This is a genomic window from Aeromonas sp. 130281, assembly GCF_056642115.1.
The window spans coordinates 463,212-479,267 of the sequence record NZ_JBWVQS010000001.1 but is presented as its reverse complement, the minus strand read 5'-3'; the positions used below and the strand labels follow the sequence as shown (position 1 = coordinate 479,267).

The following is a 16,056-nucleotide window of genomic DNA, read 5'->3' as shown; positions in this document are numbered from 1 at the left end:
GGGCGTGAGGAGGGAGAATGACCCGGCGGCCGCAAGGGGCGCCGGGCGGTACTACACGGAGCGTCTCACTCGAGACGTGCTCAGGCGTCCTGGGAGACTATCTTGTCACGACCCGTGTTCTTTGCCTGATACAGCTGGCGATCTGCCTCGCAGAGCGCCTCGTCCATGGAGAGCCGCCCGACATTGATGACGCCAAAGCTGGCGCGCACAAACAGCGGCACTTCCCGTGACAGCGGCTGCTGACGCAGCTGTTGCCGCAACCCTTCCAGCCGCTTGAGCAGCACGGGCACCGGGCAGTGGGGCACCATCAGGGCAAACTCCTCGCCACCGAAACGGGCTATCATGGCATCCGGGAAGAACTGGGTGAGCAGCCGGGTCAGGTGGCAGAGCAGCTCATCGCCGATGGCATGGCCCCAGTGATCGTTGACCTGCTTGAAATGATCCACATCGAGCACGCACAGGGCGAGCTGCGCCTGCTGACGCTGATGCTCCTCGAACCACTTCTGCCCCTCGTTGAACCAGTAGCGCCGGTTGTAGAGCCCGGTCAGGTAGTCGCGATTGGCCGACTCCTGGATGCTGTTGAACTGCTCAAGGGCCTCCAGATTGTGGCTGACCCGGCACTGCAGCTCCTCGGGCTCGAACGGCTGGTTGAGAAAATCGTTCGCCCCCTGCTTGAGGTAGCGGGCAGAGAGGCCGTGCTTGTCCGACACCGAGATGCCGATGATGGCGAGCTGCTGCTTGCTGTAGCGCTCCCGCAGCATCCGCACCAGGCTGATGCCGTCTATCTCCGGCATGTAGTAATCCACCAGCATCAGGCGAATGGTCGGGTGCTGCTCCAGCAGGGCCAGGGCATCCCGGGCACAGGTTGCCTCGTGCACCAGCAGCAGCTGCTTGCGCAACTGGGCGGCGGTGCGATGACGGGAGGTGCGGGAGTCATCCACCACCAGTACCTCGATGGCCTGGTTGAGGTAGAGGCGGTGCACCAGGCTGACGGCGTATTGCAGGGAGTGGCGTGAATCCTTCATCACGTAATCCAGCACCCCGGCCTCCAGCCAGGCTTCCCGTTTCTCCTCGCTGATGTCGGCGGTGAGGATCACCACGGGCAAGCCCCGCGCCAACAGCACGCTGACGGCTTCTCCGCTCGGGGCATCTGGCAGGGTGAGATCCACCAGGGCGACCACGTACTCTTCGCCCTGGCAGTCACGGGCCCCCTCCAGGGTATCGAACGCATCTATCTCCAGCCCGGTTTGCTGCGCAATGGCCTGGGTCAACATGCGGCGCACCGTCAGGCTGTCTTCCACAATCAAAATTTTCCGTTTCATCCGGCTCCTTAAAAGAAAAGGGCATGCCACTTGGCATGCCCTTTATATCCTTGTGCTTATTGTGCGTCCAGATATCGCTCGGCATCCAGCGCCGCCATGCAGCCGGTACCGGCTGAGGTGATCGCCTGACGGTAAACGTGGTCGGCCACGTCGCCGGCGGCAAACACGCCCGGGATGCTGGTCTGGGTCGCGAACCCTTCCAGGCCGCCCCGCACCTTGAGGTAGCCGTTTTCCATCGCCAGCTGGCCTTCGAAGATCTGGGTGTTGGGCTGGTGACCGATGGCGATGAAGACCCCCATCAGCGGCAGCTCGGAGGTAGAGTCGTCCCGGGTGCTGCGCAGGCGCACGCCGGTCACGCCCATGTTGTCACCCAGCACCTCGTCCAGGGTCTGGTGAGTGTGCAGCACTATGTTGCCGCTCTCGACCTTGTCATTGAGGCGCTTGATCAGGATCTTCTCGGCGCGGAACTCGTCGCGGCGGTGGATGAGGTGCACCTTCTTGGCGATGTTGGCCAGATAGAGCGCCTCTTCCACGGCGGTGTTGCCGCCGCCGACCACGGCCACTTCCTGGTTGCGGTAAAAGAAGCCGTCACAGGTGGCACAGGCGGAGACGCCACGGCCCTTGAAGGACTCCTCGGAAGGCAGCCCCAGGTACTTGGCGGAGGCGCCGGTGGCGATGATCAGCGCGTCGCAGCTGTATTCACCGTTGTCACCCTTGAGACGGAAGGGGCGCTGGGTCAGCTCCACTTCATTGATGTGATCAAACAGGATGCGGGTATCGAATTTTTCCGCATGCTCTTTCATGCGCTCCATCAGGGCCGGGCCGGTCAGCCCTTCCGCGTCCCCTGGCCAGTTTTCCACCTCTGTGGTGGTGGTCAGCTGACCACCTTGCTGCATGCCGGTGATGAGCAGGGGATTGAGGTTGGCGCGGGCGGCGTAGACGGCGGCGGTGTAACCCGCCGGGCCTGATCCCAGGATCAGCAGTTTGCTATGAGTGACTTGGCTCATGATGTGTTTTCCGAGACGTGATGAGTTTGCGCGATTGTAGGTAATTCGTGATCCGGGGTCAAAGGCCAGGGCGTCGATTGTGGCAATCGCCAAAGAGGGGGAGGGTGGCGCAGATTGCGCCATAAAAAAACCGCCCATCGCGGGCGGATTTTCACTCATCGACGCTCCCTTGCGGGGGCGGGATCAGTTCAGCAGGGTCAGGGGATCCGTGTAGGCCAGGTTGTGGGCCACGGCGACCTCCTTGCAGGTGATCTTGCCCGCCATCACGTTCAGGCCGTGCAACAGGTGGGGATCGCCGAGCAGTGCACCGCGATAGCCCTGTTCCGCCAGCTTGATGATGAAGGGCAGGGTGGCGTTGTTCAGGGCCACTGTGGAGGTCCGTGCCACGGCGCCCGGCATGTTGGCCACGCAGTAGTGCACCACCTCGTCGACGATGAAGGTGGGATCCTCGTGGGTGGTGGCGTGAGAGGTCTCGACGCAGCCGCCCTGATCGATGGCCACGTCCACGATGGCGGAGCCCGGCTTCATGCGTGCAATGTGGTCACGGCTGACAAGTTTTGGCGCAGTGGCGCCCGGCACCAGCACGCCGCCGATGACCAGATCCGCCGCCAGCAGGTGGCGCTCCAGGGTCTCGCGATTGGAGTAGACCACCTTGGCCGCCCCCTGGAACTCGCTGTCAAGACGGCGCAGGGTGTCGATGTTGTTGTCGAGTATGGTCACGTCCGCACGCAGGCCGATGGCCATGCGGGCTGCGTTGGAACCCACCACGCCGCCACCGATGATCACCACCTTGGCCGGCTCCACACCGGGCACGCCGCCGAGCAGTACGCCGCTGCCGCCGCGGGACTTCTCCAGCGCCTGGGCACCGGCCTGAATAGACATGCGTCCGGCCACTTCCGACATGGGGGCCAGCAGGGGCAGGCCGCCACGGCCGTCGGTGACGGTCTCGTAGGCGATGCAGACGGCGCCGCTGTCGACCAGCTCCCGGGTCTGGGCCAGATCTGGCGCCAGGTGCAGGTAGGTAAAGAGGGTCTGGCCCGGACGCAGCATGGCGCGTTCCACCGCCTGGGGCTCCTTGACCTTGACGATCATCTCGGCCTTGGCGAAAACGTCTGCTGCGGAGGCCAGAATTTCGGCTCCGGCAGCCAGATAATCTGCGTCACTGAAGCCAATGCCATTTCCTGCGCCGCTTTGGACGAAAACGGTATGGTTTCGTGCTGTCAGTTCACGTACACTGGCCGGAACCATGCCTACGCGATATTCATGGTTTTTTATTTCCTTAGGTACACCGATAATCATGCTATCCCTCGTCTATCGATTGGTGGTTTATGTTGCCCAGATGTTAAGCAACATTTGCGCCTAGTATATTCAGGTATTGACAGGATTTGTGACCATTATTATAAAATGACTGGTGATTCTTACCAAAAAATAGCCAAAGGATGGAATTAAATGATGGAAGCTAAGAGTCGGCTAAAGGATTTGGACAGGATTGACCGCAACATTCTGAATGAACTGCAAAAGGATGGCAGGATTTCGAACGTTGAGTTGTCCAAACGAGTTGGCCTGAGTCCCACACCGTGTCTGGAACGGGTTCGTCGCCTCGAGCGTCAAGGTTATATCGAAGGATATGCCGCTATTCTGAACCCTCATTATCTGGATGCGTCTCTGCTGGTGTTCGTGGAAATTACCCTCAATCGTGGCGCCCCCGACGTGTTCGAACAGTTCAACAAGGCTGTTCAGGTGCTCGAAGAGATCCAGGAGTGCCATCTGGTGTCCGGTGATTTCGACTATCTGCTCAAGACCCGCGTCAGCGACATGTCGGCTTATCGCCGTCTGCTGGGGGAAACCCTGCTGCGTCTGCCCGGCGTCAATGACACCCGCACCTATGTGGTGATGGAAGAGGTCAAGCAGAGCAGCCGTCTGGTGATCAGCACCCGATAAGCGGGATTGTGCTGTGACTTGCAAGCACCACGACGAGTCACGATAGTCAGAAACGAGCGGCCGGTCCGCTCGTTTCTTCTTATTACTGTATTCATGGCCCCGCCCTCAGGCACTGGCTGACAATCGGTGGGCTTTTCAGGGATACTAGGCCCCCTATCCCCGCATTACATGTTTTCAGAAAGGAGCCGGAGTTTGGCCGATAAAAAGCTGTTTACTCCTTTGTCAGGTACGCAACGGATCTTCGAGGCCGTCTTGATCGCCATCACCCTGATGGCTGCCTATCTCTTGCTTGCCCTGTTGACCTACCATCCCGCCGATCCCGGTTGGTCCCAGACCTCCTGGCAGGGAGAGGTGAAGAACCTGGCGGGCAGCGCCGGTGCCTGGCTCGCCGACATCACCATGTTCACCTTCGGGGCCTTCTCCTATCTGGTGCCTCCCCTGGTGGTGCTGCTCGGCTGGAGCCTGTTCTGGCGCCCGAGCCGGCTGCTGGAGGTGGACTATCTCACCCTGTCGGTGCGCATCATCGGCTTCGTCCTGACGGTGCTCGGCATGTCCGCCATCGCCAGCATGAACTTCAATGACTTGCAGAACTTCTCCGCAGGCGGCCTGGTGGGAGACGTGATCGCCTCCGCCGTGGAGCCCCTGTTTGGCGGCGTCGGGGCCAACCTGATGCTGCTCTGCTTCGTGGCCACCGGCATCACCCTGTTCACCGGCTGGTCCTGGCTCACCATAGTCGAGCGGATCGGTGCCACCTGCACCGGCAGCGTCAGCGCCATCTACCATTTCCCGACGACCCTGGGCCGCTGGCTCACCGGCGGCTGGCGCCAGCCCCGTTTTGAGGGGCCTGATCCCCTGCTGGAAGGGGGCGTGGGCGCTCTGGATCTCGACGAAGAAGAGGACGAGCCCCATAGCAGCTGGACGCGCAACCCCAAGGCCAAGGGGAGCCAGAAGTCAAAATCTGACGAATGGCTGCCGGAGCTCGATGACGACACCTTCCAGTTCGATCCGCAATTCGATGATGAAGAGGACGAGCCGGCGCCCGTGGCCAGACCCAAGCGCGCCGCCGTTGCCACTGCCCGCCGTCAGCCGGCCCTGGCCGATGACGGGGATGACGAACTCGATCTGCCCTGGGCGGAAGGGGAGGAGGCCGACGCGCCTGCGGTGGCCGCACCGGTCAAGCCCAAGCGTCGCCCCCAGCCCGCCATGGCGCCGCTGCCGAGCATAGAGCTGCTCGACCGCCCGCCCGCCAAGACCCAGATGATGAGCAAGGACGAGCTGGACCGCATGGGCCGGCTGGTGGAGGCGAAACTCGCCGACTACAACGTCCAGGCCAAGGTGGTCGGCGTGTATCCGGGCCCTGTCATCACCCGCTTCGAGCTGGATCTGGCGCCGGGCATGAAGGCGAGCAAGATCACCAACCTGTCGCGGGATCTCGCCCGTTCCCTCTCCGCCAGCAGCGTGCGGGTGGTGGAGGTTATCCCGGGCAAGACCTTCGTCGGCATCGAGCTGCCCAACCGGGTGCGCCAGACCGTCTACCTGCGTGAGACCCTGGACTGCGAGGCCTTCTCTGGCAGCCACAATCCGCTGACCATGGGGCTGGGGCAGGACATCGCGGGGGAACCCGTGGTGGTGAACCTCGCCAAGATGCCCCACCTGCTGGTGGCCGGTACCACGGGTTCCGGCAAGTCGGTGGGGGTCAACACTATGATCATCTCCATGCTCTACAAGTCGACACCGGACGATCTGCGCTTCATCATGATCGACCCCAAGATGCTGGAGCTCTCGGTCTACGAAGGGATCCCCCATCTGCTGACCGAGGTGGTCACCGACATGAAGGATGCCGCCAACGCCCTGCGCTGGTGCGTCGGCGAGATGGAGCGTCGCTACAAGCTGATGTCCGCAGTCGGGGTGCGCAACCTCAAGGGTTACAACGACAAGGTGCTGGCCGCGGCCGCCGAGGGCGAGCCCCTGCGGGATCCCCTGTGGCGTCCGGGGGACTCCATGGATCAGATGCCGCCGGAGCTGGAGAAGCTGCCCCACATAGTGGTGGTGGTGGACGAGTTCGCCGACATGATGATGATCGTCGGCAAGAAGGTGGAAGAGCTCATCGCCCGTATCGCCCAGAAGGCGCGGGCGGCCGGTATTCACCTCATCCTCGCGACCCAGCGCCCCTCGGTGGATGTCATCACCGGCCTCATCAAGGCCAACATCCCGACCCGGATCTCCTTCCAGGTGTCGAGCAAGATAGATTCCCGCACCATCCTGGATCAGGGCGGCGCCGAATCCCTGCTCGGCATGGGGGACATGCTCTACATGCCCGCCGGCACCTCCAACCCGACCCGGGTCCACGGCGCCTTCGTCGATGACCACGAGGTGCACAAGGTGGTGGCGGACTGGAAACTGCGCGGCGAGCCGAACTACATCGACGAGATCCTCTCCGGTGAGTCGGACGGCGAGGGCGGTGGCGGCGAGTACGGCGGCGGGGGTGACGAGGAGCTGGATCCCCTGTTCGACGAGGCGGTCGCCTTCGTGGTGGAATCCCGCCGTGGCTCGACCTCCAGCGTGCAGCGCAAGTTCAAGATTGGTTACAACCGGGCGGCCCGTCTCATCGAGCAGATGGAAAACCAGGGCATCGTCAGCTCTCCGGGGGGCAACGGCCAGCGCGACGTGCTGGCACCGCCCCCGGTGCGTGATTAAGCCTTCATATCATCCTGGCCATGTCTGCGGACATGGCCTTTTATCTGACCCTCTTCAACGGGAATCGCGATGAAAAAAGCATTATTGATGGGTTCTGTACTGTTGCTCGCCAGCAGCCAGGTGTGGGCCGATGCGGCCAGCGATCTCAAGCAGAAGCTGACGGGTGTCAGCCTGTTCTCGGCCAAGTTTGCCCAGACCGTCTATGACAGCAAGGGCAAGGAGCTGCAGAAGGCGAGCGGCTCCCTGCTGGTGCAGCGCCCGAACCGCTTCAACTGGCACACCACTGCCCCGGACGAGAGCCTGATCGTGGCGGACGGCAAGGATGTGTGGGTCTATGATCCCTTTGTCGAGCAGGTCACCGCCCTCAAGATGAAGGATGCGGTGCTCAACACCCCCTTCGTGCTGATCGCCGGCAACGATGTCGGGCTCTGGAAGAACTACGACGTGACCCAGGAAGGGGACGTCTACACAGTCACCAGCCGCAACAAGGACGAGCTGATCGCCTCCTTCCGCATCACCTTCGACCGTCAGAACAACATCAGCCGGTTCGACGTGAAAGAGGCCCAGGGGCAGTGGAGCGAATTCGTCTTGAGCAGCTTCAACCGCAAGCCGGTGCTCAAGGGCAACGAGTTCGTGTTCAAGATACCCAAGGGGGTCGCACTGGACGATCAGCGCTGATGAGCAGGCGGTCGCTGGATTTATCGTCAGCCCGTCTGTCAACGGCGACGGGCGTGACGCTGGGGGTCAATAGAGATGAGTAACCTCTTGTTGGATGTCGCGTCGGACCGTTTTTCCATGGCGGTATGCGTGATACTGAACGGTCAATACAGATGAGCAACTTGTCGCTGGATTTCTCGTCGGACTTTCGTCCGCTGGCGGCCAGGATGCGGCCGCAAACCCTGGATCAGTACATAGGCCAGCAGCACATCCTGGGGGCGGACAAGCCCCTGCGCAAGGCGATCCTGGCGGGGCACTGCCACTCCATGATCCTGTGGGGACCGCCCGGCACCGGCAAGACCACCCTCGCCGAGCTGATGGCCCACTACTGCCAGGCCGAGGTGGAGCGGCTCTCCGCGGTCACCTCCGGCATCAAGGAGATCCGCGCCGCCATCGACAAGGCGAAGGAGAACAGCTGGCGCGGGGTGCGCACCATCCTCTTCGTGGACGAGGTGCACCGCTTCAACAAGAGCCAGCAGGATGTGTTCCTGCCCCACATCGAAGACGGCACCATCACCTTCATCGGCGCCACCACCGAAAACCCCTCGTTCGAACTCAACAACGCACTGCTCTCCCGGGCCCGGGTCTACCTGCTCAAACGGCTGGAGGAGGAGGACATCCTCGCCATGCTCGATCAGGCGATGACAGACCCCCGTGGCCTCAACGACCCGAGCCTCACCTTTGCCCCCGGGGTGAAGGCGGCGCTGGCCAAAGCCGTGGATGGAGACGGGCGCAAGTCCCTCAACTACCTGGAGCTCCTGGCCGACATGGCCGAGGCCAATGGGGCAGGGGAGAGGGTGATCGACAGCGCCCTGCTCGCCGCCGTGGTGGGGGAGCATGTGGCGCGCTTCGACAAGGGGGGGGATCACTTCTACGACCTCATCTCGGCGGTGCACAAGTCCATTCGCGGCTCGGCGCCGGATGCGGCCCTCTACTGGTATGCCCGCATGGTGAGCGCCGGTTGCGATCCGCTCTATATCGCCCGCCGCTTGCTGGCGATTGCCTCTGAAGATGTGGGCAACGCCGATCCCCGCGCCATGCAGGTGGCGCTCTCGGCCTGGGACTGCTTCCACCGCATAGGTCCGGCGGAAGGGGAGCGGGCCATCGCCCAGGCCATCGTCTACCTCGCCTGCGCCCCCAAGAGCAATGCGGTCTACACCGCCTGGAAGGCGGCGCTCAATGACGCCAAAAACCTGCCGGACTTCGAGGTGCCGCCGCACCTGCGCAACGCCCCCACCAGGCTGATGAGCGAGCTCGGCTATGGCGCCGAATACCGCTACGCCCACGACGAGCCGGGCGCCTATGCCGCCGGCGAGGAGTACTTCCCCCCCGAGCTGGCGGGCAAGCACTACTACCAGCCCACCGATCGGGGCCTCGAGAAGCAGATCGCCCAGAAGCTCGACTATCTGCGCGAGCTGGACCGGCAGAGCCCGCGCCAGAGAGACAAGTAAGGGCGGGTTGCCGGGCGGCATGGGGATCCCTCTGATCGGCGAAGATAAGCCTGCCGATGCCGTCAAACTTGGCAAAAACGACAGCAATACGCCCTGTTCGGGCGGGGGGGCGGTCTGCTACACTGCCCCTCTGACCCCGCTTGTCTTGGCCTTGCACCATCTTCTTGATTTCGAAGGCCCGATTCCGAAGACATAGGGGTGCGCCAACCGATGTTAACTTCCGGATCTGTTTTCTCGCCAGGGCGGATGACCCAGGCCCAGATCCCATTAAAAAAAGTAGGTAAACCATGCTGGATCCCAAATATCTGCGCAGCGATATCGAAGAGGCCGCCGCTCGTCTGGCTGCACGTGGCTACGCGCTGGACGTAGCGGCTGTCAATGCTCTGGAAGAGAAACGCAAGGATCTGCAGTCCCGTACCCAGGAGCTGCAGGCCGAGCGCAACGCCCGCTCCAAGTCCATCGGTGAGGCTGCCCGTCGCGGCGAAGATGTGGCTCCGCTCAAGGCCGAAGTGACCAAGATCAACGACGAGCTGGAGACCAGCAAGGTCGCGCTCGAGGCACTGCTGGCCGACATCAAGGCCATCTCGGACGCCATCCCCAACCTGCCGAGCGACACCACCCCGGTGGGCCGCGACGAGAACGACAACGTGGAAGTGCGTCGCTGGGGCACCCCGCGCGAGTTCGACTTCCCGGTACGGGATCACATCGACATAGGTGAAGCGGTCAAGGGTGTGGACTTCAAGAATGGCGTCAAGCTCTCCGGTGCCCGCTTCGTGGTGATGAAGGGCCAGATTGCTCGCCTGCACCGCGCCCTGGCGCAGTTCATGCTGGACCTGCACACCCTGCAGCACGGCTACACCGAGTGCTACGTGCCCTACCTGGTGAACCCGGACAGCCTGTACGGCACCGGCCAGCTGCCGAAATTCTCCCAGGATCTCTTCAACACAGGTATCGAGGGGGAAGGGGAAGACGAGGGCAAGCTGCGCAAGTTCTCCCTCATTCCGACCTCCGAAGTGCCGCTCACCAACATGGCCCGCGACGAGATCTTCGACGAGCAGGAACTGCCCATCAAGATGACGGCCCACAGCCCCTGCTTCCGCTCCGAAGCCGGCTCTTATGGCCGTGACACCCGCGGCCTCATCCGCATGCACCAGTTCGACAAGGTCGAGATGGTCCAGCTGGTGCACCCGGAGAAGTCCTGGGACGCGCTGGAAGAGATGGTGGGTCACGCCGAGAAGGTACTGCAACTGCTGGAGCTGCCCTATCGCGTGATGGCGCTCTGTACCGGTGACATGGGCTTCTGCGCCGCCAAGACCTACGATCTGGAAGTCTGGCTGCCGGCCCAGAACACCTACCGCGAGATCTCCTCCGTCTCCAACTGCACCGACTTCCAGGCGCGCCGCATGCAGGCTCGCGTGCGTGTCGACGGCAAGCCGCAGCTGCTGCACACCCTGAACGGCTCCGGCCTCGCGGTGGGCCGCACCCTGGTGGCGGTGATAGAGAACTACCAGCAGGAAGACGGCCGCATCGCCATCCCGGCGGCGCTGCAGTCCTACATGGGCGGCCTGACCCACATCGGCTAAGCCCACCTTGCTGACCACAACGCCATGGCCATGCCATGGCGTTGTGCATTTGGGCGCCAGCCGCCCCCGGCAGGGGCGAGGAGCGGTCTCCTTCGACGCTCCATTGAACCTTTAACACATTTTTATCAAGCATTGCGCAATCGTTTTTGTTAGACTGCGCCGCAATTTCGCAGGACATCTTTTTCTATGGTCTGGATTGATTACGCCATCATCGGCATCGTCGGTTTCTCTGCCCTCATCAGCCTGGTGCGCGGCTTCCTGAAGGAAGCCATGTCCCTCGTCACCTGGTTCGTCGCCTTTTTCATTGCCAGCCATTTCTATCCGGATCTCGCCGTCTACTTCACCTCTTTCTCCGACGCCATGGTGCGCAACGGCCTGGCCATCGCCGCCCTCTTCGTGGCGACCCTGATCCTGGGGAGCGTGGTCAACTACGTGGTGGGCTTGCTGGTGGAAAAGACGGGACTCTCCGGCACGGATCGGGTGCTGGGGGTCTGTTTTGGCGCCATTCGCGGGGTACTGATCGTCAGTGCCCTGCTGTTTTTTATGGATACCTTCACCAGCCTCTCCCAGAGCGACTGGTGGGTGGCGTCCAAGCTGGTTCCCGAGTTCAAGCCGGTGATCCAGTGGTTTTTCGGGTTCATGCTGAACTCGTCCAGTTTTCTTCAACAGGTACAGTGACTTCGAGGTAGCAAAGACATGTGCGGTATTGTCGGTATAGTTGGCACCACCCCCGTCAATCAGGCCCTCTACGACGCCTTGACGGTGTTGCAGCACAGGGGACAGGATGCCGCCGGGATCGTGACCATTGACAGTGGAAACTTCCGGCAACGCAAGGCCAACGGCCTGGTGAAGGATGTGTTTGAAGTGCGCCACATGCAGCGACTGAAGGGGCATATCGGCATAGGACATGTCAGATATCCCACCGCAGGCAGCTCCAGTGCCGCTGAAGCCCAACCCTTTTACGTGAACTCGCCCTACGGCATGGTGCTGGCCCATAACGGCAACCTCACCAACGCCAAGGATCTCAAGGAGCAGCAGTTCAAGGTGGCCCGCCGCCACATCAACACCACCTCGGACTCCGAAGTGCTGCTGAACGTGCTGGCCCACGAGCTGGATCTGTGCGACAAGATGGCGCTAGCCCCTGCGGACATCTTCTCTGCGGTGCGCAAGGTGCACCAGCAGATCCGCGGCGCCTATGCCGTGGTGTCCCTGGTGATCGGCCACGGCCTCATCGGCTTTCGCGATCCCAACGGCATCCGTCCGCTGATCCTGGGCCGCCGCGCCGACGAGCAGGGCCAGGTGGAGTACATGCTCGCCTCCGAGAGCGTGGCCCTCGACGCCATCGGTTTCGAGACGGTGCGTGACGTCGCCCCGGGCGAGGCCATCTACATCACAGAGCAGGGCCAGCTCTTCTCCGAGCAGTGTGCGGAGAACCCCCAGATGAGCTCCTGCATCTTCGAGTACGTCTACTTCGCCCGCCCCGATTCGTGTATCGACAAGGTCTCCGTCTACGCCGCCCGTCTCAACATGGGCCGCAAGCTGGGCAAGAAGATCGCACGGGAGTGGGAAGATCTCGACGTGGACGTGGTCATCCCCATCCCCGAGACCTCCTGCGACGTGGCGCTGGAGATCGCCCATACCCTGGGCCTGCCTTACCGCCAGGGCTTCGTGAAGAACCGCTACATCGGCCGTACCTTCATCATGCCGGGCCAGACCCAGCGCAAGAAGTCGGTGCGTCGCAAGCTCAACGCCATCAGCTCCGAATTCAAGGGCAAGAAGGTGTTGCTGGTGGATGACTCCATCGTCCGTGGCACCACGTCCGAGCAGATCATCCAGATGGCCCGTGAAGCAGGGGCGGCCAAGGTCTACTTCGCCTCGGCGGCACCGGAAATCCGCTTCCCCAACGTCTACGGCATCGACATGCCCACCGCCAACGAGCTGATCGCCCACGGCCGCGAAGTGGAAGAGGTGTGCAAGCTGATCGGCGCCGATGGCCTGATTTTCCAGGATCTGGAAGATCTGGAAGAGGCGGTGCGGGAGATCAACCCCGAGCTGCGCCACTTCGAGACCTCGGTGTTCAATGGCCACTACGTGACCTCGGACGTGGATCAGGGCTATCTGGACCACCTGAACGCCCTGCGCAACGACGACAGCAAGGCGGTGCGCGAGTGGCAGGAAGGGACCAGCAACCTGGAGATCTTCAACGAAGGCAGTTAAACGTTTTCTGACTGTCGTCGACATGAAACAGAGATGGGGGCCCAGGCCCCCATCTCTGTTTTTGTCTCTGTCGCAAGCCGCCCCTTCCTCTGCGGGGCGGCCCTCGTCATGCCAGATCTTCCCCGTTGCTGGCGATCACCTGTCGGTACCACCAGAACGACTTCTTGCGCCTGCGCGCCAGGGTGCCCTGGCCGGCATCGTCCCTGTCCACGTGGACGAAGCCGTAGCGCTTGCTCATCTCGCCGGTGGAGGCGGAGACCAGATCGATGCAGCCCCAGCTGGTGTAGCCCAACAGCGGCACGCCGTCTTCGATGGCATCCCCCATGGCGCCGATGTGTGCGCGCAGGTAGTCGATGCGATAGTCGTCCTCTATCTCGCCATCGGCGTTGATCTCGTCCATGGCCCCCAGGCCGTTCTCCACCAGGAACAGGGGTTTCTGGTAGCGATCGTACAGGCTGTTCATGGTGATGCGAAGGCCGAGCGGATCTATGCCCCAACCCCACTGGCTCACCTCGATGTGGGGGTTTCGCAGGGACTTGACCACGTTGGCGGCGCTGGTGTTGCCCGCGTTCATGTCGGCCGAGGCGCAGCGGGAGGCGTAGTAGCTGAAGGAGACGAAATCGACGCTGTGTGTGAGGATCTCATCATCCTCCGGCGCCTTGACGAGCCGGATCCCCTTTTCCCGAAACACCCGGGCCGCATAGGCCGGGTAGGCGCCTCTCGCCTGCACGTCGATGAACAGCAGGTTCTCTCGCTCCTTTTGCAGTGCGGCCCAGACATCTTCCGGCTTGCAGGAGTAGGGGTAGAAGCTGCCTCCCGCCAGCATGCAACCCACCTGGTTTGCCGGATTGACCTCGTGGGCAATTTGGGTCGCCAGGGCGCTCGCGACGAGCTCGTGGTGGGCCGCCTGGTATTTGACCTGCTCCTGGTGTTCCCCCTCCTCGAACACCAGCCCCGCCCCGGAGAAGGGGCTGTGCAACAGGATGTTGATCTCGTTGAAGGTGAGCCAGTACTTCACCAGGCCGTCGAATTGCTCGAAGCAGGTGCGGGCATAGCGGGTGAAAAAGTCCACCATCTGGCGGTTGCGCCAGGAGCCGTACTCCACGACCAGGTGCATGGGCACGTCGAAGTGGCACAGGGTCACCAGAGGCTCGATGTTGTACTTTCTGCACTCCTGGAACAGGGCCCGGTAGAAGGCGATGCCCTCGGGGTTGGGTTCTGGCTCGTCGCCGTTCGGGTAGAGCCGGCTCCAGGCGATGGAGGTGCGAAACACGGTGAAGCCCATCTCGGCCATCAGGGCGATGTCTTCCTTGTAGCGGTGATAGAAATCGATGGCCTCGTGGCTTGGGTAGAACTCGTCATCCCGCAGGGTGAAGCGCTTCTCCTGGCCAAGCTTGACCGCCATGCGGTTGGCGCCATGGGGGATCATGTCCACCGTGGTCAGCCCCTTGCCCCCCTCGCGATGGCCGCCTTCTGCCTGGTTGGCGGCCAGGGCGCCGCCCCAGAGGAAGCCTTTGGGAAATCTGGTTATCGACATCGGTTACCTCTTGTCATGTCGGATGATATGAATTCACAGGCTGGTGGCCGGCTGGCCCGGCATGGCCGCGTCGGCCCGGGCTGGCGTCCGGGGTGTCTGGCTCTCGACCGGGATGTCCTCGAACCCCATCACCAGGGTCAGCACGAAGGAGAGCACCACTGAGAGCGCCATCACGGCGAACACCCAGGCGATGCTCATGGGGTTGGCCGGATCGAAGAACTGCACGCTGGTGAAGAGACCCGGTGCCGCCATGGAGTGGCTGGCGAGGCCCGCCATGCCGGCCACGGCGCCGCAGATGAAACCGCTGATGAGGCTGGCGATGAGGGGGCGCTTCAATCGCAGGGCGACGCCGTAGAGGGCGGGTTCCGAGATCCCCGCCATGATGGCGGAGGCGGCCGCCGCCAGCGCGGTCTGGCGCAGTTCGGGGTTTTTGGTGCGCCAGGCGACGGCCAGGGAGGAGCCGCCGAGGGAGAGATTGGCGCCTATCTCCGAGGGCATCACCATGCCCTCCTTGCCGGTCTCGGCGATGGTCTGGATGATGGTCGGGGTGAAGACGCGGTGCATGCCGGTCATCACCAGCAGGGGCCAGAGCGCCCCCATGATGGCCACCGACAGCCAGCCCAGGTAGTCGTGGACCGTGTAGACCAGGCCCGAGATGGCGGTGCCAATCCAGATGCCGATGGGGCCGATGAGCAGGATGGCGAGCGGCGCCGCAATCAGCACTATCAGCATGGGTTTCAAGAAGTTCTTGGTCACCGCCGGGGTGATCCTGTCGACCCAGCGCTCTATGTAGGAGAGGCACCAGGTCATCACCAGGGCCGGGATCACTGTGTAGGTGTATTTCACCGCGGTGACCGGGATCAGGGCGAAGGTCACCTGCTCCCCCTCGGCGGCCCTGGCCATCAGCTCGATGAAGCTGGGGTGCACCAGCACGCCGGCGATGGCGATGGCGAGCGACATATTGGTCTTGAACTTGACGGCGGCGGAGGCGGCCACCATCAGGGGCAGGAAGAAGAAGGCGCCGTCACCGGCCACAGTGAGTATGGTGAGGGTCGAGGAGCCTTTCTCCAGTACCCCGGTCATCTCCAGCACCATGGCCAGCAGCTTGAGCATGGAGCCGCCGATGATGGCCGGAATGAGCGGCGACATGGTGCCGATCAGGGCGTCGAGGATGGCAGCGCCCATGCGGCGCAGGCTGAAGCCTGGCTTGGCCGCCGGCAGGTCTCCCCGTGCGCCTTCCGGCAACTGGGCAAGCACCTCGCGATAGGCGTGGGAGACCATGTTGCCGATGATCACCTGGCACTGGTTATCACTGCTGACCACCCCAAGTACCCCGGCAGTGGCCTTGAGCGTGGGACTGTCCACCAGGGTGGGGTCTTGCAGCACGAAGCGCAGGCGCGTCATGCAGTGCGTCACGGCGACTATGTTGCCGGTTCCGCCGAGGGCCGTGATGACCTTGCCGGCCAGGGCCGCGTAGTTCTTTGACATCTAGTCGTATCCTTCTTACCAAATGAGGCCTGTCGATCCCCGTCATTGACGACGGGAAGAACGGGAATGAAACTGCATTGTGGAACCGGTTCCACA

At 62.6% G+C, this 16,056-nt stretch carries 12 protein-coding genes; 7 read left to right on the top strand and 5 right to left on the bottom strand.

The window, feature by feature from the left end; genetic code table 11:
* Nucleotides 1-80: 80 nt before the first annotated feature.
* From AC1IN8_RS02135 to ald, 3 genes are all read right to left on the bottom strand, one after another.
* The gene (locus tag AC1IN8_RS02135) at nt 81-1,322 is read right to left on the bottom strand and encodes a diguanylate cyclase (RefSeq protein ID WP_479757894.1); all 1,242 of its coding nucleotides are present in this window, start codon (nt 1,320-1,322) and stop codon (nt 81-83) included.
* Nucleotides 1,323-1,378: 56 nt separating this feature from the next.
* Entirely contained in the window at nt 1,379-2,329 is a 951-nt protein-coding gene (gene trxB, locus AC1IN8_RS02130) for a thioredoxin-disulfide reductase (RefSeq protein WP_139435455.1), read from the bottom strand.
* A gap of 183 nt (nt 2,330-2,512) precedes the next feature.
* On the bottom strand, nt 2,513-3,628 hold the full coding sequence (gene ald, locus AC1IN8_RS02125; RefSeq protein WP_205641603.1) for an alanine dehydrogenase: 1,116 nt from the start codon (nt 3,626-3,628) through the stop codon (nt 2,513-2,515).
* A gap of 150 nt (nt 3,629-3,778) precedes the next feature.
* Between ald and lrp the strand changes: the two genes are divergently transcribed.
* From lrp to purF, 7 genes are all read left to right on the top strand, one after another.
* The gene (gene lrp / locus AC1IN8_RS02120) at nt 3,779-4,270 is read left to right on the top strand and encodes a leucine-responsive transcriptional regulator Lrp (protein WP_005300047.1); all 492 of its coding nucleotides are present in this window, start codon (nt 3,779-3,781) and stop codon (nt 4,268-4,270) included.
* Nucleotides 4,271-4,462: 192 nt separating this feature from the next.
* On the top strand, nt 4,463-6,967 hold the full coding sequence (locus tag AC1IN8_RS02115; protein ID WP_479757893.1) for a DNA translocase FtsK: 2,505 nt from the start codon (nt 4,463-4,465) through the stop codon (nt 6,965-6,967).
* A gap of 69 nt (nt 6,968-7,036) precedes the next feature.
* Nucleotides 7,037-7,645 carry an outer membrane lipoprotein periplasmic chaperone LolA gene (gene lolA, locus AC1IN8_RS02110; RefSeq protein ID WP_139435460.1) on the top strand — a complete coding sequence of 203 codons (609 nt, stop codon included), beginning with the start codon at nt 7,037-7,039 and terminating at the stop codon, nt 7,643-7,645.
* 152 nt (nt 7,646-7,797) lie between these two features.
* Nucleotides 7,798-9,135, top strand: a complete 1,338-nt coding sequence (locus tag AC1IN8_RS02105) for a replication-associated recombination protein A (protein WP_404838330.1) — start codon at nt 7,798-7,800, stop codon at nt 9,133-9,135.
* Nucleotides 9,136-9,422: 287 nt separating this feature from the next.
* The gene (serS, locus tag AC1IN8_RS02100) at nt 9,423-10,718 is read left to right on the top strand and encodes a serine--tRNA ligase (protein ID WP_479757892.1); all 1,296 of its coding nucleotides are present in this window, start codon (nt 9,423-9,425) and stop codon (nt 10,716-10,718) included.
* 186 nt (nt 10,719-10,904) lie between these two features.
* On the top strand, nt 10,905-11,396 hold the full coding sequence (locus tag AC1IN8_RS02095) for a CvpA family protein (RefSeq protein WP_005325372.1): 492 nt from the start codon (nt 10,905-10,907) through the stop codon (nt 11,394-11,396).
* 18 nt (nt 11,397-11,414) lie between these two features.
* The gene (gene purF / locus AC1IN8_RS02090; RefSeq protein ID WP_139435468.1) at nt 11,415-12,935 is read left to right on the top strand and encodes an amidophosphoribosyltransferase; all 1,521 of its coding nucleotides are present in this window, start codon (nt 11,415-11,417) and stop codon (nt 12,933-12,935) included.
* A 106-nt stretch (nt 12,936-13,041) separates the two neighbouring features.
* On the opposite strand, the gene AC1IN8_RS02085 is transcribed toward purF, so the two are convergent.
* Together AC1IN8_RS02085 and ascF are read right to left on the bottom strand one after the other, a co-directional pair.
* Nucleotides 13,042-14,472 (bottom strand): 6-phospho-beta-glucosidase, encoded by a 1,431-nt coding sequence (locus AC1IN8_RS02085; RefSeq protein WP_479757891.1) that lies wholly within the window; start codon nt 14,470-14,472, stop codon nt 13,042-13,044.
* A 33-nt stretch (nt 14,473-14,505) separates the two neighbouring features.
* Complete coding sequence (gene ascF, locus AC1IN8_RS02080; protein WP_479757890.1) at nt 14,506-15,960, bottom strand: PTS cellobiose/arbutin/salicin transporter subunit IIBC; 1,455 nt, start codon at nt 15,958-15,960, stop codon at nt 14,506-14,508.
* Nucleotides 15,961-16,056: the final 96 nt, after the last annotated feature.

Bases quoted from the DNA above. Each gene is read 5' to 3' on its own strand.
- AC1IN8_RS02135 (WP_479757894.1), bottom strand. From the start codon at position 1,322: ATGAAACGGAAAATTTTGATTGTGGAAGACAGCCTGACGGTGCGCCGC.
- trxB (WP_139435455.1), bottom strand. From the start codon at position 2,329: ATGAGCCAAGTCACTCATAGCAAACTGCTGATCCTGGGATCAGGCCCG.
- ald (WP_205641603.1), bottom strand. From the start codon at position 3,628: ATGATTATCGGTGTACCTAAGGAAATAAAAAACCATGAATATCGCGTA.
- lrp (WP_005300047.1), top strand. From the start codon at position 3,779: ATGATGGAAGCTAAGAGTCGGCTAAAGGATTTGGACAGGATTGACCGC.
- lolA (WP_139435460.1), top strand. From the start codon at position 7,037: ATGAAAAAAGCATTATTGATGGGTTCTGTACTGTTGCTCGCCAGCAGC.
- AC1IN8_RS02105 (WP_404838330.1), top strand. From the start codon at position 7,798: ATGAGCAACTTGTCGCTGGATTTCTCGTCGGACTTTCGTCCGCTGGCG.
- serS (WP_479757892.1), top strand. From the start codon at position 9,423: ATGCTGGATCCCAAATATCTGCGCAGCGATATCGAAGAGGCCGCCGCT.
- AC1IN8_RS02095 (WP_005325372.1), top strand. From the start codon at position 10,905: ATGGTCTGGATTGATTACGCCATCATCGGCATCGTCGGTTTCTCTGCC.
- purF (WP_139435468.1), top strand. From the start codon at position 11,415: ATGTGCGGTATTGTCGGTATAGTTGGCACCACCCCCGTCAATCAGGCC.
- AC1IN8_RS02085 (WP_479757891.1), bottom strand. From the start codon at position 14,472: ATGTCGATAACCAGATTTCCCAAAGGCTTCCTCTGGGGCGGCGCCCTG.
- ascF (WP_479757890.1), bottom strand. From the start codon at position 15,960: ATGTCAAAGAACTACGCGGCCCTGGCCGGCAAGGTCATCACGGCCCTC.